Origin of the sequence: Flavobacterium reichenbachii, from assembly GCF_002217435.1 — a bacterium.
Lineage (GTDB): Bacteria > Bacteroidota > Bacteroidia > Flavobacteriales > Flavobacteriaceae > Flavobacterium > Flavobacterium reichenbachii.
Genome location: NZ_MUHF01000037.1, coordinates 93,799 through 112,401, shown reverse-complemented (window position 1 = coordinate 112,401; position 18,603 = coordinate 93,799). Strand labels below are relative to the sequence as shown.

Annotated in this window: 16 protein-coding genes and 1 pseudogene; 8 read left to right on the top strand and 9 right to left on the bottom strand. The window is 32.1% G+C overall.

Annotated elements, in window-relative coordinates:
* The 6 genes and pseudogenes from B0A68_RS24585 to B0A68_RS23525 all read left to right on the top strand — a co-directional run.
* Positions 1-884 (top strand): annotated as a pseudogene (locus B0A68_RS24585) (hypothetical protein); the annotation flags it as partial.
* A gap of 105 nt (positions 885-989) precedes the next feature.
* Positions 990-1,607 carry a hypothetical protein gene (locus B0A68_RS23545; protein ID WP_207763286.1) on the top strand — a complete coding sequence of 206 codons (618 nt, stop codon included), beginning with the start codon at positions 990-992 and terminating at the stop codon, positions 1,605-1,607.
* Positions 1,608-2,016: 409 nt separating this feature from the next.
* A complete protein-coding gene (locus tag B0A68_RS23540) occupies positions 2,017-3,282 on the top strand; it encodes a gliding motility-associated C-terminal domain-containing protein (RefSeq protein ID WP_089069798.1) in 1,266 nt (421 codons plus the stop codon).
* A 38-nt stretch (positions 3,283-3,320) separates the two neighbouring features.
* Positions 3,321-4,238: a PorP/SprF family type IX secretion system membrane protein gene (locus B0A68_RS23535; protein WP_089069797.1), complete on the top strand. Its 918-nt coding sequence runs from the start codon at positions 3,321-3,323 to the stop codon at positions 4,236-4,238.
* 18 nt (positions 4,239-4,256) lie between these two features.
* Positions 4,257-6,236, top strand: a complete 1,980-nt coding sequence (locus B0A68_RS23530) for an OmpA family protein (protein ID WP_089069796.1) — start codon at positions 4,257-4,259, stop codon at positions 6,234-6,236.
* Between the two features lie 729 nt (positions 6,237-6,965).
* Positions 6,966-7,520: a fasciclin domain-containing protein gene (locus B0A68_RS23525; protein ID WP_089069795.1), complete on the top strand. Its 555-nt coding sequence runs from the start codon at positions 6,966-6,968 to the stop codon at positions 7,518-7,520.
* A 69-nt stretch (positions 7,521-7,589) separates the two neighbouring features.
* Here the strand turns inward: B0A68_RS23525 and B0A68_RS23520 are convergent, their stop codons facing one another.
* The 9 genes from B0A68_RS23520 to B0A68_RS23480 form a co-directional block, all read right to left on the bottom strand.
* Positions 7,590-8,435 (bottom strand): EamA family transporter, encoded by an 846-nt coding sequence (locus tag B0A68_RS23520; protein WP_089069794.1) that lies wholly within the window; start codon positions 8,433-8,435, stop codon positions 7,590-7,592.
* A 118-nt stretch (positions 8,436-8,553) separates the two neighbouring features.
* Complete coding sequence (locus tag B0A68_RS23515; protein WP_035681328.1) at positions 8,554-8,694, bottom strand: hypothetical protein; 141 nt, start codon at positions 8,692-8,694, stop codon at positions 8,554-8,556.
* Between the two features lie 81 nt (positions 8,695-8,775).
* Complete coding sequence (locus B0A68_RS23510) at positions 8,776-10,215, bottom strand: serine hydrolase (protein WP_051892440.1); 1,440 nt, start codon at positions 10,213-10,215, stop codon at positions 8,776-8,778.
* A gap of 28 nt (positions 10,216-10,243) precedes the next feature.
* On the bottom strand, positions 10,244-11,698 hold the full coding sequence (locus tag B0A68_RS23505) for a serine hydrolase domain-containing protein (protein WP_035681326.1): 1,455 nt from the start codon (positions 11,696-11,698) through the stop codon (positions 10,244-10,246).
* A 6-nt stretch (positions 11,699-11,704) separates the two neighbouring features.
* The gene (locus B0A68_RS23500) at positions 11,705-13,504 is read right to left on the bottom strand and encodes a M56 family metallopeptidase (RefSeq protein ID WP_035681323.1); all 1,800 of its coding nucleotides are present in this window, start codon (positions 13,502-13,504) and stop codon (positions 11,705-11,707) included.
* A gap of 6 nt (positions 13,505-13,510) precedes the next feature.
* Positions 13,511-13,879, bottom strand: a complete 369-nt coding sequence (locus B0A68_RS23495; RefSeq protein ID WP_035681321.1) for a BlaI/MecI/CopY family transcriptional regulator — start codon at positions 13,877-13,879, stop codon at positions 13,511-13,513.
* 23 nt (positions 13,880-13,902) lie between these two features.
* Positions 13,903-15,492 carry a M56 family metallopeptidase gene (locus tag B0A68_RS23490; RefSeq protein ID WP_035681319.1) on the bottom strand — a complete coding sequence of 530 codons (1,590 nt, stop codon included), beginning with the start codon at positions 15,490-15,492 and terminating at the stop codon, positions 13,903-13,905.
* Between the two features lie 6 nt (positions 15,493-15,498).
* A complete protein-coding gene (locus B0A68_RS23485; RefSeq protein ID WP_035681317.1) occupies positions 15,499-15,867 on the bottom strand; it encodes a BlaI/MecI/CopY family transcriptional regulator in 369 nt (122 codons plus the stop codon).
* A gap of 166 nt (positions 15,868-16,033) precedes the next feature.
* Positions 16,034-17,251: an MDR family MFS transporter gene (locus tag B0A68_RS23480; protein ID WP_035681314.1), complete on the bottom strand. Its 1,218-nt coding sequence runs from the start codon at positions 17,249-17,251 to the stop codon at positions 16,034-16,036.
* 98 nt (positions 17,252-17,349) lie between these two features.
* On the opposite strand from B0A68_RS23480, the gene B0A68_RS23475 reads away from it, so the two are divergent.
* Positions 17,350-17,949 carry a DUF1684 domain-containing protein gene (locus B0A68_RS23475; protein WP_035681312.1) on the top strand — a complete coding sequence of 200 codons (600 nt, stop codon included), beginning with the start codon at positions 17,350-17,352 and terminating at the stop codon, positions 17,947-17,949.
* Positions 17,949-18,596: a TatD family hydrolase gene (locus B0A68_RS23470; protein ID WP_035681310.1), complete on the top strand. Its 648-nt coding sequence runs from the start codon at positions 17,949-17,951 to the stop codon at positions 18,594-18,596. Before B0A68_RS23475 ends, B0A68_RS23470 begins: the two co-directional genes overlap by 1 nt.
* The last annotated feature ends 7 nt before the right edge of the window (positions 18,597-18,603 follow it).

The window sequence follows — 18,603 nt, the reverse complement described above, 5'->3', positions numbered from 1 at the left end:
GAGCAACTGGAGCAACCGGAGCAGATGGTAAATCAGCGTTTGATACTTGGAAAGAACTTCCGGGTAATAATGGAAAAGATGGAGCAGCCTTTATAGCAAGTATAACAGGAGCAACTGGAGCTACAGGAGCAGATGGTATTGCAGGAGCAACCGGAGCTACAGGAGCAGATGGTGAATCAGCGTTTGATACTTGGAAAGAACTTCCTGGTAATAATGGAAAAGACGGAGCGGCTTTTATAGCAAGCATAACAGGGGCAACCGGAGCTACAGGAGCAGATGGTATTGCAGGAGCAACTGGAGCTACAGGAGCAGATGGTATTGCAGGAGCAATTGGAGCAACCGGAGCAGATGGTAAATCAGCGTTTGATACTTGGAAAGAACTTCCTGGCAATAATGGAAAAGACGGAGCAGCCTTTATAGCAAGCATAACAGGAGCAACTGGAGCAACCGGAGCAGATGGTAAATCAGCGTTTGATACTTGGAAAGAACTTCCGGGTAATAATGGAAAAGATGGAGCAGCCTTTATAGCAAGTATAACAGGAGCAACCGGAGCTACAGGAGCAGATGGTATTGGCGGAAAAACTGAAGCTGGAACAAATGTAATTATTGATGGAACTGGTACTATTGCCGACCCATATAAAGTAAATGTTGCTATTCCACAGCAGGAAATAGATGAATTTACTGTGAATACAGCAGCGCAAAGTACTTTTACGTTAACATTTACACCATCATCACAATCTAAGGTGAAGTTATACATCAATGGAGTTCGCATAGATAAAGATGCAATTTCTGTAGTGGGCAAGGTAGTTACTTACATTTCAGCTAATAATGGATCTTATGATTTAATAGTTAATGATAATATAATAATAGATTATTTAAAATAGTATTTAATATAATGGGGGCTGAAAAATGCTGTGCAGCTATAGATAGTATGACGGCCCCTATAATTATGATTTTAATAAATAAATCTTTTTAAAATAAGTATAAAAATGAAAAAAATATTAGGTATGTTATTATTAATCCAAAGTGGATTCATGATGGCGCAAACAGAAACAGTGGTTACTTCAAATGGGAAAAAAATACCTTTTGATCCAACTCAGACTGAACCTTGGTTTAAATCAGGTTCAACTACTGGAGCAAACAGTTTAACTAACGACACAAATGGACAAATCTATTTTAGAGGCTGGGTTGGAATTGGCGGAGGTACTTTTACAGCACCATCTGCATTGCCAAATGAAAAATTAAGAGTGAACGGTGCCATAACAACAACAAATTCATACTACGCAGATTATGTTTTTGAAGATTATTTCCAAGGATTTTCTGACATAAAAGCTGATTACAAATTTAAATCATTGTCAGATGTTGATGCGTTTATTAAAGAAAATAAGCATTTACCAGGAATCACTCCAATAAATGAATTGGAAAAGACAAACGAAGGTTATATGTTTAATGTTTCTGAATTATCAGTTCAGCTATTAGAGAAAACGGAAGAACTTTACCTGCACGCAATTGAGCAGAAAAAACAATTAGAAATTAAAGATAATGAAATAAAATCTTTAAATGAGCGTCTTGAGAAATTGGAAAAATTAGTTTTAAATAAAAAGTAATCAAAATATCTTATTGACAATCTATTATCAACAGATTGCAGATAATAATTTCTCCATCCTAAAAGGAAACTTTAAGGATATTTAAATCATATTAAATTAATAAAAAATCCCGATAAGTTTTATCGGGATTTTTTTTGTACAAAAAAAAGGAAATTAAATTCTAAAAGCCGTCGCATAATAAACTTTTAACTTCTGTTTACTAACACTCTCAATAACATATACGTAAATATGAAAACCAAACTTTAGTATCGCAATATGTTGGTTTTTAGATTTTAACGCTGCTTATTCCAGTGAAATATACTTTCTGTAAATGACCTTATTTTAATATTCAAATGACTTTTAAGGGGTAATTGACTTTTATTATAGAGATAATTTTGCACTATAAATAGAACTAAAAATTTCTATAATTATGAAAAAAAACAACTTATATAAAACAGTAAAAAAGTCTGGTTTAGCTTTTGTTATTATGTTTTGCACATCGCAAAATACTCACGCTCAGTTTTCTAATGAAGGAGATGTGCAAGTGAATAAAGCTACTATATTATCTATAAACATGGATTATAATAATAAAACCACCGGGAAATTTATTAATGATGGATTGGTGTATGCTTTTGAAAACTGGAATAATGATGGTAAAGTTTCTTATGATTCGACATTAGTAGGAAAAACTTTTTTCGTTGGTAAAGAAGAACAAATAATTGAAGGTACAAAAATTTCAGATTTTCAAAATGTACTTTTTGAAAATGGTAAGAATAAAGTGCCATTTCATTTGGGAGGAAAAATTTCTGTCCATAGTGTGGCTGAATTTAATAAAGGAATTATAAACGCTGACAGCTATGATGGTAAAGTTATTTTTAAAGAGAATGCAACTCATTTAAAAGCAAGTGATTTAAGTTTTGTAGATGGTAAAGTAGAAAAGCAAGGACAGAAAGAATTTGAATTTCCTGTTGGTGATTCATTGTATTTCAGGCCTTCTTACCATGCGGCAAGAGATAGCAGTAAAGTATATACAACACAATATTTTTATAAAAATTCTGCAAAGATTCATGATCATAATCTTAAGGAGGAATCCATATTATTTATAAATGACAAAGAATATTGGAATGTAACAAAGGACAGTAAAGGTGAAGCCAATAAGATCGTATTAAGCCTAACTATGCGTGAAGGAGTAACGCCGTCAGATTTTTTTACTCCAGACACACAAGTAGCAATTGTGCGCTGGGACGAATCTAAAGGAAAATGGATAAACGAAGGAGGTCTTGTGAGTGATGCTGCGACGGGAGAAACTTATTCTAATTTATTAACTTCTCAAGTTAGCGGTTATGGAATTTTTACAATGGCTATAGTAAAGAAAACTCCACCACCACCTGATGACTTAATAGTGTATAATGGTATTTCTCCAAATGGAGATGGTAAAAATGATAGTTTTCTTATTAAAGGGATTGATAAATATCCGGATAATGAAGTTGAGATTTATAACCGCTGGGGTGTAAAAGTTTATAGTGCAAAATCATACAATGAAAGTGATGTAATGTTTAGAGGTTATTCAGATGGTCGTGCAACGATAAACAGAGGAGAAAAACTTCCTACAGGAACTTATTTCTATATTCTGAAATATAGCAATGGTACCAAAGGTTTTGAAAAATCAGGTTATCTATATATAAATAATCAATAACTATCAAAAATTTTATAATAATAAAATAAATAGAAATAATGAAAAATTCTTTATATATATTGATGATATTGTTTGTAGGAATCTTTGAAGCTTCCGCTCAGCAAGAATCTCAGTATACACAATACATGTACAATACCATGACGATAAATCCGGGGTATACCGGTACGCGTTCGATACCAAGTATTTTTGGACTGTACAGAACACAATGGGTAGGGCTTGATGGAGCTCCAAAAACAGCTAACCTTTCTATTGATACTCCTATAAGCCAAAACGGGCAGGGCATAGGTCTTTCCATAACCAATGATAAGATTGGTCCTTCTGAAGAAACAAATCTTATGTTGAGTTATTCTTATCCAATTCAGCTTTCTGCCACTACAAAATTATCGTTAGGAGTGAGTGGAGGATTAAATTTTATCAATGTTGATTACAATAAACTTAATACATACGATCAAGACGATCCATTTTTGACTGGGACACTGTCAAAAATATCTCCAAATGTAGGAGCTGGAGCTTATTTTCATTCCGATAAGTGGTATGCAGGTTTATCTGTACCAATGCTTTTAGAAACTAAATTTGATAATGACGTAAGGGTATCTGTAGCCTCACAAAGAATGCATTTTTATGCAATGGGTGGATATGTGTTTGACATAAATGACAATTTGAAATTTAAGCCTGCAGCTATGATCAAATTGACTAATGGTGCACCCTTAGCAGTTGATTTATCAGCTAACTTTTTAATCAATGATAAACTGACTTTAGGAGCCGCTTACAGATGGGATGCTGCAGTTAGCGCAATGGCTGGTTTTCAGGTTACACAAGGAATGAATGTTGGATATGCTTATGATTATGATACTCAGGAAATTGGTAACTATAATTCTGGTTCGCACGAAATCTTCCTTCGTTTTGATTTGTTTTCTAATACTAAATATAGATTAGTTACTCCAAGATTCTTCTAATAATGATTAATACAAAATATGATGCTATATAAAAAAATAAATATTGTTTTTATTTTGCTGATGATCACTATAATGAATATCGGTAAAATACAAGCACAAGATAAAAAAATAGAGAAAGCAAATGAAGCTTACCAAAAGTTTGCTTTTATTGAGGCTGCAAAATTATACGAAGAATTAATTGCTAAAGGCAATAATTCTATTGAAGTTTATACTAAATTAGGTGACTGTTATTATTATAATGGTAAGTATCCGGAAGCAGTAAAATGCTATTCAAAAATAGTAAATTCATCAGTGACCCCAGAGTATTACTTTAGATATGCTCAGGCTTTAAACAACAGTCAGCAATATAAAGAGTCTGAAGCAATAATAAAAAAGTATTATGCAAAATCAGACAAGAAAGATTTGAGCAATGATTGGAATGAACAAAAGCTGTTGGACGCTATTCAAAAACAGTCTGGCCGATATACTTTTAGTGCAGTAGGGATTAATTCTCCTTTTTCGGATTTTGGCTCTTCTTTTTATGGTAAAGATAAAGTAATTTATACATCAGCAAAAGACACAGGTGTAATTATTAAACGCAAACACAGCTGGAACGACAAATCATTTTTAAAGCTTTACACTGCTGATATTAGTACAGATGGCGGTCTTCAAAATCCGGTTCTTCTAAAAGGTGAGGTAAATACGAGATATCATCAAAGTACCCCAACAATTACGAAAGATGGTAAAACAATGTTTTTTACCCGAAATAATTATATTGAAGGTAAATTGGGAGAAGACAAAAAAGGAACTACTTATTTAAAAATTTACTCTGCTCAAAATATTGATGGAGAGTGGAAAAATGTAAAAGAGCTGGGATATCCTGTAAATAGTGATGGATTTTCTTCTGCACATCCAGCACTTAGTGCTGATGAAAGTGAACTATATTTTGTTTCTGATCGAAATAATTCATTTGGTAATTCAGATCTTTATGTCGTTAGTCTTAATAAAAACGGCTATGTCGGAAATGATATAACTAAACTGGGTGATGAAATAAATACTCCCGGCAGAGAAACATATCCATTTGTTGATTCATCCGGAATATTGTATTTTTCTTCAGACGGGCATCCTGGACTAGGAGGACTTGATGTCTTTGCAGCGGTTAAAGATGAGAAAGGAATATATCATGTCGTAAATTTAGGTGATGGTGTAAATACAAGTTCAGATGATTTTGCTTATGGCATTCAAGGTGATACCAAAAAAGGTTATTTCTCATCAAATAGAGATGGAAATGATGATATTTATGGTTTTACAGAAAATAAACCTGTAACTTTTGATTTTAATTATCACCCAATAGTTTTTGGTACTTTGAAATTTACAACTGGACAGCCAATTGAAGGTATAGCAGTAGAAATTTATAATGCAGCAGATGAAATTGTAAATACAGTTTATAGTGGAAAAGATGGGAAATATACTGCTGAATTAGAATCTTATAAAGATTACAAATTAGTTTACAAAAAAACTGGTATAGCAGATAAGATTCAAATTGCACCACCGTTTAAACCTGTAGAGAAAAGAGAATATTCATTTGAATTTGTAAATGAAAGAGAAGTGATGGTAGATGGAGATTTAGTTACACTTAAGAATCAAGACGATCTGGTTAAATCGTTAAACTTAAAACCAATTTATTTTGATTACAATGGTTACAAAATTAGAGAATCCTCTAAAGCAGAGCTTGATAAAGTAGTTGAATTAATGAGAACCCGTTCTACAATTTCGGTAGTAGTCAATTCTCATACAGATAGCAGAGGACGTGATGACTTTAATATGAAACTCTCTGAAAATAGAGCTAAAGCAACAGTTGATTATATTGTAAGTCATGGTATTAGTGCGGAACGCGTTACTGGAATAGGATATGGTGAAACGCAATTACTTAACAAATGTTCAAATGGTGTGAATTGTTCTGAAGCAGAACATCAGCTTAATAGACGTTCTGAGTTTATTATCCATTTTAGTAATTAGAATAAAAAATAAAAAAAGAGAATTCAGTACTGAATTCTCTTTTTTTATTTAAGACCTTTTTAAGTAAGTGTTTTTGCATAAAATTAGAAATATTGTCCTCACTAAAATAGGATTAAAAATTTTTGAAGGTGTATTTTGAAAAGTATCTATTTTACAGCTTTCGAATGAGAAATGAAATTATTTTTTTAAATTTAAAATCATTACTAATATCTTTTAAAATCTTTTAAAATTACGCAATTATACCTTATTCTGTTAGTTTATAGATGAATTGGGGTAGTTTTTATGTCTCTAATTTCATGATCTTTGTATAGGTTTTTTCATAAGCCTTTCTAAGGCAAGAAATTTTTTATAACAGTTCTTTTTTAAGAGGAAACTTCGGTTTCCTCTTATTTTTTTACTTCAAAAGGACTTATTCAAAAGCCAATTTTTACTCTTCCGAGCTTTAATACATTTTAATTTTGTAAAATGTTATTCCATTCTAAAAATAATTTCAGATGTCAAAAATTTTATTTTTGACATGGATTATTACTTTCGATAGAATAAAAAAAGATGATAATAATAAAAACTACATTATTAAGAATTTATGATATGAGAAAAAAAATAAATAAAATTCCTCTTAACATCTTTATTTTAAGGGTTTTTACAAAATAAATCAATAAAATTATTTTATTCATAAAACCAAAACAATTATTACAGCGTAAATGAGCTTATAACTTAAAAATATTAATTATGAAAACTAGAAAATTTTTAGCAGCAGCATTTTTAGCCTTAGGATTTGCATTTACCTCAAACGCACAAAAAACTGTAATGGTTGGTGGAGCAGCAATGTATCCAGACAAAAATATTATTGAGAACGCTGTAAATTCAAAAGACCATACAACTTTGGTAGCAGCTGTAAAAGCGGCTGGATTAGTTGAAACATTACAAGGAAAAGGACCTTTTACAGTTTTCGCTCCTACAAATGCTGCATTTGACAAACTTCCTGCAGGGACTGTGGAGACATTACTTAAACCAGAAAATAAAAAGATGCTTCAAACTATCTTAACATATCATGTTGTAGCTGGAAAAATGAATGCTTCTGATATTGCAAAAGCAATTAAAATTGGTAAAGGAAAAGCAATTCTTAAAACAGTTAGCGGAGGTACTCTAACAGCTTGGATGAAAGGAAAAGACTTGTACATAAGCGATGAGAATGGTAACAAATCTAAAGTGACAATTGCAGATGTAAATCAGTCAAATGGTGTGATTCATGTAATTGATGCAGTATTACTACCAAAAAAGTAATCAAAATTAAATATCCTGCGATCAAAAAAAAGTCCTGTATTGCACAGGACTTTTTTTATAATTATATAATTATTTTTTAGCTGTAAGTGTTGATCCTGCCGAAGCTGCAATTACACATATTACGGCTAATATCTCATAAAAATTAAGTTTTTCCTGCAAGAATATAAAGGCACAAATAGAAGCCGCTGCTGGCTCTAGACTCATTAAAATGCTAAATGTTCTTGGCGGTAGCTGTCCTAGTGCTTTCATTTCTAACGTAAACGGAATTGCACTAGATAAAAGCGCCAAAGCAATTCCTAAACCAAATAACTTAGGCGTAAGATTGATTAAACCGTTTTCGTAAAAGCCAAAAGGTAGAATTAAAAGTGCTGCAAAAACCATTCCTGTTGATACAGCCTGACCATCGTTCATAATCTTTGATATTTTTCCGCCTAAAATAATATAAGCAGCCCAAAGTGCTCCTGCTAGAAGTGCAAACAGAACACCTAATGAATCAATCCGGGTATTTGACCATGGCGCAATCAAGACAATTCCAGCAGCAGCCAGAATAACCCAGCAGTAATCTATAAGACGTTTTGAGCCAAATATTGCTACCAATAAAGGACCAACAAATTCTAATGTAACAGCAAGCCCAATAGGAATTCTTTCGATTGCAAAATAGAAAATGAGATTCATTGCGCCTAAAGAAAGTCCGTAAGGAATAACAATTTTCCATTGTTGTCTTGTAATTTTAGAAAAATTTGGACGATAAGCCAGCAGAAGTATTAAAGCAGATATTCCGATTCTGATAGAAGCGGTTCCGGCTGCACCAAGTGCAGGAAATAAAGTTTTAGCAATTGCTGCCCCGCACTGTACACTTAAAATGGATAATAATACTGCAGGAACAGGAGGGATATTGAATATTTTGTTTTTCATAAAAGTTTTGGCTGAGAAACAAAACTACAAATAAGTAATCATAATATGTTATTATGATTAAGTAAGATTAAATATTTATTAATGATTACATTTTTCATCTGTAATCATTAATAAAATTTTAGTCAAGAGCGCGTTTGGTTACATAAGCACGATATCCAATGATGGCCATCTGCCATTTTTTTGCTTTAGCAATATCAAGACCTTGTTTGGTGAAACTAGGCAGGAGAATCTTATTAATTTTGGCTAAAATTTTGAACATATCAGTTGATTTTTTTCAAAGATAAAAAAAAGACCTTGCATATTAAGCAAAGTCTTTTTAGTATTATATTTTCCTGCAAATCTAAATTACAATAATTAAATTTTGATCACCGCCTTTTTCTATGTTTGAGGCATTGTCTGGAGCCTTGACCCAGCCCGATTTATTAATGACAAATTTAAACATGTTAACCTTATCTTTGCTAAAATGACTTTTAGGTACTGACAATTCAAAAGTATTTTTATTTTTTCGAACCATCTGATATTTTTGATCTTCGGGATTCCAATTATCAAAAGTTCCAGCCAGAGAAACACTTTTAACCAAATCAGGATTTAGCGTAGTATCGTGTTTATAAGTAAAAATTACAGCATCAGAAGTTAGTTTGTAACCGTAGATTCCCTTCTTGAGTTTTTTCTCTGTTAAAATATCCGATGCTAAACTTACGATTGCCGCTCCCAATTCATTTGATGTTTTTTCGTCACTAATGTTTACAATAACCGATATTCCTATTTTACGTTCGGGATATATAAGCATCATATTTTGTGTGCCAAAAGCCCCGCCATGTTTCCAAAAATTTTCTCCATTACCGTCAACCTGAACATAATCCCAGAAATAACCGTTCCAGGTTTGGTCACTGTTTAAAACATTGCGTTGTGATTCTGTAACAATTTTGTTTTTAGAACATTCGTAAGTAATAAATTTAGTCAAATCTTTCAGCGTTGATTTTATGCAGCCCGCAGCTCCCCATAAATTATCTGATAAATTTGGCATCAAAACATTTCTTCCATCATATCCATTGGCAATTACTGTATTTGGTTTGGCGTTGAGAATGGTGGAATTTAGACTTAATTTAGAAAAGATATTTTCTTGCAGCAATGTTTCATAACTCTTATGGTAAACGTTTTCTAAAATATGTGCTGTAAGATGAAGACTTCCATTGCTGTATTTAAACTTAGTACCAGGTAAGGTGTCTAATTTCATTTTCTTGAGATCTTCAAAAAAAAACGCTCTGCTGTATGAGTCATCCATTTTTTTGAAAGCAAGATAACTAGAATCATTACGATTCTTTCTTAGCTCTTCATTGTCAGGAAGATCGTGGCTGAATCCCGTTCTAAAAGAAACTAAATCTTTTATACGGATTGGATTTCCTTGATATTCTAAGTTCGGATAAGAGCCGGTAATATACTTTCTGATATCATCCTCAGGATTAATTTTTCCTTCCACAACAGCTTGGGCAGTTAATAATCCAGTAAATAATTTTGTTATAGAAGCTACTTCAAAAAGAGTATTGTCCGTGGCTGTATTGCCTTTTCCTTTGTCTATTTCTCCGTAATGTCTGGTATATGTTTTTCCATCTTTAACAATGCCAATAGATACAGAATTAGCTTTTGATTTTTGCGACAAAGCAGCAGCATTTTTATCCATAGACGCTATAATTTCCTGATCTGTAAGAGATCCGTTTTTTTGCTGTGAAAAAGCAAAAAGCGAAAAGCAAAGTAATGGGATTAAAATTTTCGTTCTCATTAGAATATATTTAGTACAACACATTGTTTTAAGACTTTACAGCAAGCAGCTTATTAATCTTTTCAATCATTTCTTTTGCATTTTTATTTTCTGGCAAAAGTGTTAACGCTTTTTGATAATTCTGTTTAGAAAGTTCCAATTGATTGTTGTTAAAATATCCCTCAGCAAGACTATCAAAAGCATTTCCAGATGCAGGATTTTCTCTGGCATTAAGTTCGAAAATTTTGATTGCATCCTGTAATCTGCCATGATTCATAAGCGTATTACCGATTGCATTAAGTCTATATTCAAAATTCCAGTCCGGATGATTATTTTTTACTGCAAGATAATTTTGTGTTGCTTTTTGGATTTTCAATGTCAAAAAATCATAATTTATTTTTTCATTTTTTAGAAAACGGTCATCAGCAAAATTTTTATCGACAATTCCAGCCACATGATTAATGACCTGCGACTGTATGTAAAGGTCAGCGTATTTATGACCGTTTGATAAAAATATAATAGTCATATCTCTGCCTGCAAATTTTCTAAACGCAGTTTCATTACCACCAGTAAATCCGAAAGAAGGAAGATTATTCAGCGTGTAAATTTCCCATCCGTATGCAAAATTACCTTTATAGTTTTTATACTGAAAAGGTTTCCACATTTCATTTTTGGTTTCGTTATTTAGATAAAAATTTTTATCAAGATTTTCGTTCCAGCGAATAAACTCAGGAAGAGAAATTACTAATCCGTTAGCAGAGTGAGCGTCGATGCCAAAATTTAGTGTACCTTTTTCGTATTTTTTAGTTTTAATATTATAAGTATATCGGATGCCTCCATTAGAAAAGATATCATTCGCATCTGATGAAAAACGAATACCAGATTTAACATCGGAAAATTGATTCTGCAAAATGTAATTATCAAAACTCAAACCCGTTATTTTTTCTATAATCTTAGTCAAAAATAAATAATTGGTCTGATTATAACGATAATCATCTCCTGTTGTAAACTCCATTGGCTTTGTCGCTAAAATTTCAATTCTTTTCTCATAAGGAAGAGTAATCGGAATATCTTCAAATGCCACGATATTTGGTAATCCAGAGGAGTGGGAAAGTAAATTTTTAACTTTTATATGCTGCCATTGTTTTGGAAGATTAAAAAGATATTTTGAAATGGAATCTTCTAACGTTAGTTTACCATTTTCAATCAATTGGAAAATGCCAACATTGGTCACTATTTTAGTTGTAGAAAAAATTCTAAAACCAGTGTTTTTATCCACTGGTTTATTTTCTTCTAAAGAAGCTTTTCCATAATATTTTTCATAAATGACTTTTCCTTCTTTGATTACTGCTAGTGCGGCGCCGGGAATTTCATTTACTTTAATTACTTCTTTAAGATATATATCAATTTTTTGTTCAATTTCTTTATCGTCAGTACTTAAATTTTGACAAAGACATAAATTAGAAACTAAAAACAATAAAGCTGTAAGCGTGATGATTTTCATATACTTCTAGCTTCTGCGGTTTTCTTCTTTCTGTTTTTTAAGAACTTCTTTTTGATATTGAATTCTTTGTTTTTCGACTTCTTTCATTTTTATTTCCTGTTGTCTCATCTGTTTTTCCTGCTGTCTCATCTGATTTTCATACTTCCTCATTTCGATTTCGTATTTTTTCATGTTTTTTGAATATTCGCTGTCAGATCCAAATTTTTGCTCCATATCTTGACCGAATTTCTCCATATCAGCATTATATTTTTCCATGGCTATTTCGTATTTCTCCATTTCTTTATCAAAAATAGCAGAACGTTTTTCCATGATTTCTTCTATCTCTTTTTCAAAGGAAGCCATGTCTGGCTCATAGTTTTCCATTTTTTTCTCAAATTCGGCCATTTCCTTATCGTATTTTTTTACAGCCGCTTTATCATTTGGATTAGCGGGAGGAACTGGTGGTTTTGGCATATTAGCATATGCAGATACTGGAACTTGCGGCATTGGTCCTTGTGGAAATACAGGCGGAGCAGGTGGATTAGGAGGCGTAATAGAATTTGGTACGTTTGGAGGACTGCTTACAATTTCCATATCATTTTGTAAAGCCTCTGGTTCATCTGGCTGTCCTTCTGTAATTAAATTGATTTTTTTGCTTCCGTCATTTTCAGTAGTAATGATTATACTGCATTCTTTGATGGCATTATTCCCTTCGATCTGAATGGTTTGAGCTTCTCCAGAACCTTTTTGAATCTCTACCAGAATGTTGATTAATTCATTCTTTGAATTCCTCTTAACTTCAGAAATAACAACGTCTACATTATGATTGGTTTTTAAGTTTTTTACAATTGCACTTAATTCCTGATCAGTAGTCGAAGAGTTTATTTTATAAACATCCTGAGATTTGGTTTGTTTTTCTACAATTTCTTTCTGAGATTGTTTTTTTTCTTGTGCTATTGTTTCCATTTGAAACAATAAAATGAAGGCTCCAAGCGCTGGAATTATAGCGGTGTACTTCCAGTAATTGCTGTTTTTTGATTGATTTTTGTTTAACATGACAATTCGTTTTTTGATTAATGATTGATAAAAATGATTGGTGATTGCAACACAATTTTCATGTGTTGTTATTTTTAAAAGTGTGTACTGATATACTTTTTTGTCAGCGATTTTTTTAGATGCCTCGCTGTCGGCAATGAATTCAAGGTTTTGGAGTATTGCTTTTTTGTAAAGCCAAATGACAGGATTAAACCAAAATAAAATGCAGAATACTCTGGAAATCAATACATCTATAGTATGATACTGGTCGCTGTGTACTTTTTCATGTTCAAGAATACTTTCTAATTCTGCTTGAGTATACATTGATGAGTTGTATACGATGTAATCAAAATAAGAAAATGGAGCAATATTTTCATTTATATCTATAAATTTAAAATCGGCCTGCTGTTCTATTGTTTTACCTTTTAATACTGAATTTAAGCTGTAAAAGTCTATAGCAAATTTCAGCATAAAAGCGGCAAATCCAATTATATAAACTGCTAATGAAACCATATTCCAGTCGATTCGAAAACTTTGAGGCTCAAAAGTCTGCGGTAAATAAGCTGGATTATTGTTATAGTGAAATACTGTATCTGCAACAGGAGCGGGATCAATCCAGACAATCTGTGTGTACACCACAAACGGAAGCAGTACAGACGTTAATAATCCTGCTAATAAAAACCATCTGCTACTGTTAAAGAATGTTTCTTTGCGCAGTAAAAAATAATAAGCAAAATAAAACATGGCAATTAATCCTGTAGATTTTGCGATATAAATGAAAAATGCTTCCATAGAATGTTATTTTATTTCTTTTGGGTTTTCGATCATAGCCAGGATTTCACGTAATTCGTCTGCAGAGATTTTTTCTTCTTTAGCAAAAAATGAAACCATACTTTTATAAGAGCTGTTAAAATAATTATCAATTGCAGTACTCATAAAGCCTTTTCTATAATCTTCTATACTTACAGTTGGAAAGTATTGATGCGTGTTTCCAAATGCACTGTGGCCTACATATCCCTTTTCTTCTAAATTTCGTACAATAGTAGAAAGTGTATTGTAATGAGGCTGTTCTTCGATAATCTCTGCCTGAATTTCTTTTACAAATGCTTTTTTAAGCTTCCATAAAATGTGCATGATTTCTTCTTCTTTGTTCGTCAGCTTCTGCATAACTTGTTTATCTTTAATTGATTTTATTTTTTGGTTGTAATAACAATTACACCATTTTCCCCCTGTTCTCCGTACTTAACTACTGCATTTGAACTGCTTATGACATCCATTGAAGAAATATCAAGGGATTCAAGGTCATCCATACCTACAGAAGCAGGCATAACAACACCATCTACAATTACCAATTGTTTACTATTATTGCTGGACTTTACCACAATTTTAGAATTTGGTTTGCTTGAAACTGAAACAGAAGTTGTTTCATTAGAGTCGCTGCCGTTTTGTACACTCAATGTCGTTACATTATTTGAGTTAGAATTGCTGTAAGTAGTTGTGTAACTGTTTTTATTAGTAACATCATCAGTTTTAGTGTTTTTTACTTTTTTAGTTTTGTTAGATTTTACTATTTTAACTTTTTGATCACCTTCTGCGGAATCATTAGTATTAAAGTCGATTTTTTTAGAACCATCGTCTTTGGTAATTACTACAATACCGTAGTCTTTTATAGCTTTTGAGCCGCCTAACTGCATTGCTTGTGCTTGATCTTTACCATTTTTTACAGAAATTTTAATTGCAGTGATTTCGTTTGCATCATTTCTTTTTACATCAGAAATTAATACATCAAGATTATGGTTAGCCTTCAATTTTTCTATAACCTCGGTAAGCTCTTTATCTGTTGTAGTTTTTTTAATTTTGTAAACATCTACAGATTTAATGTTTTCTTCAGCAATTTCTTTTTTTGATAATTGTTTTTCACGGGCAATAACTTCAACCTGAAACAAAAGTACAAAAGCGACAAGTGCTGGTACTACAGTGTAAAACTTCCAAGAATTTCTCTTTTTTGATTGATTTTTGTTTAACATAACGATTCGTTTTTTGATTAATGATTGATAGAAATGATTGGTAATGGCAACACAATTTTCATGTGTTGTTATTTTTAAAAGTGTGTATTGATACGCTTTTTTGTCAGATAATTTTTTAGATGCTTCGCTGTCGGCAATAAATTCAAGATTTTGTGTAATTGCTTTTTTATAGAGCCAGCTAATTGGGTTGAACCAAAAAAGGATACAGAAAATTCTCGAAATTAATATATCTATAGTATGATTTTGATCACTGTGCACTTTTTCATGTTCGATAATGCTTTCTAATTCTGCCTCTGTGTACATTGATGAGTTGTAGACGATATAATCAAAATAGGAGAAAGGAGCAATATTTTCATTTACATCAACAAATTTAAAATCGGCCTGCTGTTTAATTTTTTTTCCTTTTAAAACTGAATTAAGATTATAAAAATCCAGTGCAAATTTTATAAGGAGTAACAATAAACCAAGAGCATAAACACCAGCAGCAATATAGAACCAATTAATTTGAAAGTGCTCTTTTTTAATAATTTGAGGAATTATAGACTGAAAATTGGAATTTGCTGATACAGAATCTACCCACACAATTTTCTTATAAACTAACAGAGGCATTATTACAGCTGTCACTAAACCTGTAAGGAGAAAATATCTATTACTATTAAAAAAAGTTTCTTTGCGGAGAAGAAAGTAATATGCAGAATAAAACAGCACTAACAATCCGCTTGATTTTACAATATAAATGAAAAGTGTTTCCATAAATAACTATTTTTCTTCTTTTGGATTTTCGATCATTGCCAGAATTTCACGTAATTCTGCAGCAGAAATTTTTTCTTCTTTAGCAAAAAAAGAAACCATTCCTTTATAAGAACTATTAAAATAATTATCAATAGCAGAATTCATAAATCCCTTTCTGTAGTCTTCTATACTTACAATAGGGTAGTACTGGTGCGTGTTGCCAAATGCATTATGACTTACATATCCTTTCTCTTCAAGATTGCGTATAATTGTAGAAAGTGTGTTATAATGAGGCTGGTCTTCTGTGATTTCGGCTTGAACTTCTTTTACGAATGCTTTTTTAAGCTTCCATAAAATGTGCATGATTTCTTCTTCCTTGTTCGTGAGCTTTTGCATGTTTTCTAATTTTAATTCAAACCTACAACTATTTTTCTAGTTACGCAACTATAAATGTAGTTTTGTAACTATTTTTTTAGTTTACATCGAATTTTATGCAAGCAGAAAGATACTTCAATTTAATTAATAAGCTGAAGTATAGAAAGTTAAATAATTTTATTGAAGTCTAAGAAACATTTTCTGCCGCCAAAGCATTCTTGATCCAAAAGCAGGAGAGAGTAGCAATAATTCCGATAAAGGCCATAAAAAACCAGTTGGTTTGATAACCGAGCTGTGCTATAATTTCGAAGCCTACTTTTGAACTTACGATATGAGCCAGACTAAAACTCATGGTATAAAGCGCCATATATTGGCCTTCCTGACCACGCGGAGCACGGCTTAAAGCAAAAGCATTAGAAAAAGGAAAGGTAAGGATTTCGCCAAGAGATATGCATATCATGCTGATAACCAATATTCCAGCCCAAATATTAATAAGAAGTAAAAAGAAACTCAAAGACATAATAAAGGATCCGAGAATAATAATTTTAATTTTAGGAAAACCCTTCCTTTCCATAAAACCAACGGTAGGCATCTCAAGAGAAAATACTATAAGACCGTTTAATGTCATTATTAATCCAGTTTGCAGTTCGGTCAATCCGAATTTTTCATTATGATATAAAGGTAAAGTTGTAAAAAGCTGAAAGAATATCATTGCAGTAACAAAACTGACAAACAAGAAAACCCAAAAGATTTTATCATGAAAAACTGATTTTACCGCGGCAGCATTTTCTATTTTATCGTCATGAATAATTTTCTTTTTCTCTTTAACTAACAGAGCAAAAATCAGAATTGAAATTATGCAAGAAGAACCGTCAACCCAAAATAAACCAGAATAACCAATTCCCATAATGATAAGACCCCCTAAAGCCGGACCTGCTGCAAAGCCAAGGTTTATGGCAAGGCGAACCAAAGTAAGTGCACGAGTTCTGTTTTCTGGTTTGGCATAAGCGCCAAGTGAAACAAACATAGCCGGGCGAAACATATCGGCAATCGCCATTAATAAAAACATTGAGACACACAACGCCTCAAAAGTGGTTACAAATTGTATTAAAAACATCGAAACGCCACTTGTAAATAAACTAAAAACCATTATTTTATAAAACCCAATTTTATCAGATAATTTTCCTCCAAGCCAGGAACCAAGCATTGATCCTAAACCAAAAGCAACCATAATCCATCCGACTTGATTGTAAGTAAAATGAAGATCTTCTTTTAAATACTTGGATAAAAAAGGAAGTACCATCGTACCGGCACGATTGATAAATGTAACGATTGTAAGAATCCAAATTTCTCGTGAGAATCCCTTGAAATTGTTTGTGTAATGGTTTAAAGCGGTTTTGAGCATTATAAAAAAGATATTTTGCTGCTAAGTTAGGAAACTTTGTACGGTTAAGTGGTTGTCGTTTTGTTACTTTTGAACTATTTTTGCAGAAATTTTTAAGGATGAAAACAGTTACCACTCTTGTTTTATTACTAGCTTTTAGTTTTTGCTTTGCACAAAAGAAATTTAAGAAAAGCGATGCTCAAAATTTTCAGAAGAAAATAAATTCTGAATATGCAGATCCCAAGACAAGTCCGCTGATGGAGGAGGACTTAAAAGTCTTTAAAACTTTAGAATTTTACCCTATCAATAAAACCTTTTTTGTAAATGCTGTTCTTGAACTGGCAGTAAATGAAAAGGAGTTTGAAATGAAAACTACAGGAACAAGAACTCCAAAATATATAAAATACGGAACTCTCACCTTTAAAATCAATGGCGTTCCGTATCATCTGAATGTGTATAGAAATATTGAACTTTCTAAAAAGGCAGAATATAAAAATCACTTGTTTCTTCCCTTTTCTGATTTAACAAGCGGAAAAGAAAGCTATATAGGAGGAAGGTATATTGATTTGGAAATTCCTGAAGGCAATACTATTGCAGTCGATTTTAATCAGGCTTATAACCCGTATTGTGCTTACAACCATAAATATTCCTGTCCGATTGTGCCATTGGAAAATGATTTAAAAGTAGAAATAAAAGCAGGAGTTAAAACTTTCCATTAATGGATTTTTTTAATTTTCATACACATTATTTCACAAATCAGCCTGATGTTTTAGAGCTGGTAAATCAGTATCCGGATAAATTTGATGATTCAGTTCCATTTTATTCAATAGGTATTCATCCTTGGTATATAGAAAAAAGCCGACTCGATTCTGATTTAAAAATTATCGAAGAAAAACTATCTCGTGAAAATTGTCTCGCTATTGGAGAATGTGGTTTGGATAAACGAATTGAAGTACCGCTGGAACTGCAAATTACTGTTTTTGAAAAGCAGTTAGCTTTAGCTGAAAAATTCAAAAAACCTGTTGTAATTCATTGCGTTGCTGCTTTTCAGGAAATAACAGCTGTCAAAAAGAAAATGAAAATATCTGTGCCAATGATAATTCATGGATTTTCAAAAAATAAACAATTGGCCGAGCAGCTTATAAAAGAAGGATTTTATCTTTCGTTTGGAAAATACCTGATCAAAAATCCAGATTTAAAGTCTGTTTTTCAAGATATTCCCAACGACCGCTTTTTTTTGGAAACGGATACTATGGAAGAAAAAATATCTGAAGTTTATGATAAAGCATTAGAATATAAAAATATTAATATGAAAGAGTTACAGAGTATTATTTCAAGTAATTATCAAACGGTATTCAAAAAATAAAAACATC

Bases quoted from the DNA above. Each gene is read 5' to 3' on its own strand.
- B0A68_RS23500 (WP_035681323.1), bottom strand. From the start codon at position 13,504: ATGGAAGCATTTTTCATTTATATCGCAAAATCTACAGGATTAATTGCC.
- B0A68_RS23510 (WP_051892440.1), bottom strand. From the start codon at position 10,215: ATGAGAACGAAAATTTTAATCCCATTACTTTGCTTTTCGCTTTTTGCT.
- B0A68_RS23520 (WP_089069794.1), bottom strand. From the start codon at position 8,435: ATGAAAAACAAAATATTCAATATCCCTCCTGTTCCTGCAGTATTATTA.
- B0A68_RS23485 (WP_035681317.1), bottom strand. From the start codon at position 15,867: ATGCAAAAGCTCACGAACAAGGAAGAAGAAATCATGCACATTTTATGG.
- B0A68_RS23545 (WP_207763286.1), top strand. From the start codon at position 990: ATGAAAAAAATATTAGGTATGTTATTATTAATCCAAAGTGGATTCATG.
- B0A68_RS23540 (WP_089069798.1), top strand. From the start codon at position 2,017: ATGAAAAAAAACAACTTATATAAAACAGTAAAAAAGTCTGGTTTAGCT.
- B0A68_RS23530 (WP_089069796.1), top strand. From the start codon at position 4,257: ATGATGCTATATAAAAAAATAAATATTGTTTTTATTTTGCTGATGATC.
- B0A68_RS23515 (WP_035681328.1), bottom strand. From the start codon at position 8,694: ATGTTCAAAATTTTAGCCAAAATTAATAAGATTCTCCTGCCTAGTTTC.
- B0A68_RS23505 (WP_035681326.1), bottom strand. From the start codon at position 11,698: ATGAAAATCATCACGCTTACAGCTTTATTGTTTTTAGTTTCTAATTTA.
- B0A68_RS23470 (WP_035681310.1), top strand. From the start codon at position 17,949: ATGGATTTTTTTAATTTTCATACACATTATTTCACAAATCAGCCTGAT.
- B0A68_RS23480 (WP_035681314.1), bottom strand. From the start codon at position 17,251: ATGCTCAAAACCGCTTTAAACCATTACACAAACAATTTCAAGGGATTC.
- B0A68_RS23475 (WP_035681312.1), top strand. From the start codon at position 17,350: ATGAAAACAGTTACCACTCTTGTTTTATTACTAGCTTTTAGTTTTTGC.
- B0A68_RS23495 (WP_035681321.1), bottom strand. From the start codon at position 13,879: ATGCAGAAGCTGACGAACAAAGAAGAAGAAATCATGCACATTTTATGG.
- B0A68_RS23525 (WP_089069795.1), top strand. From the start codon at position 6,966: ATGAAAACTAGAAAATTTTTAGCAGCAGCATTTTTAGCCTTAGGATTT.
- B0A68_RS23535 (WP_089069797.1), top strand. From the start codon at position 3,321: ATGAAAAATTCTTTATATATATTGATGATATTGTTTGTAGGAATCTTT.
- B0A68_RS23490 (WP_035681319.1), bottom strand. From the start codon at position 15,492: ATGGAAACACTTTTCATTTATATTGTAAAATCAAGCGGATTGTTAGTG.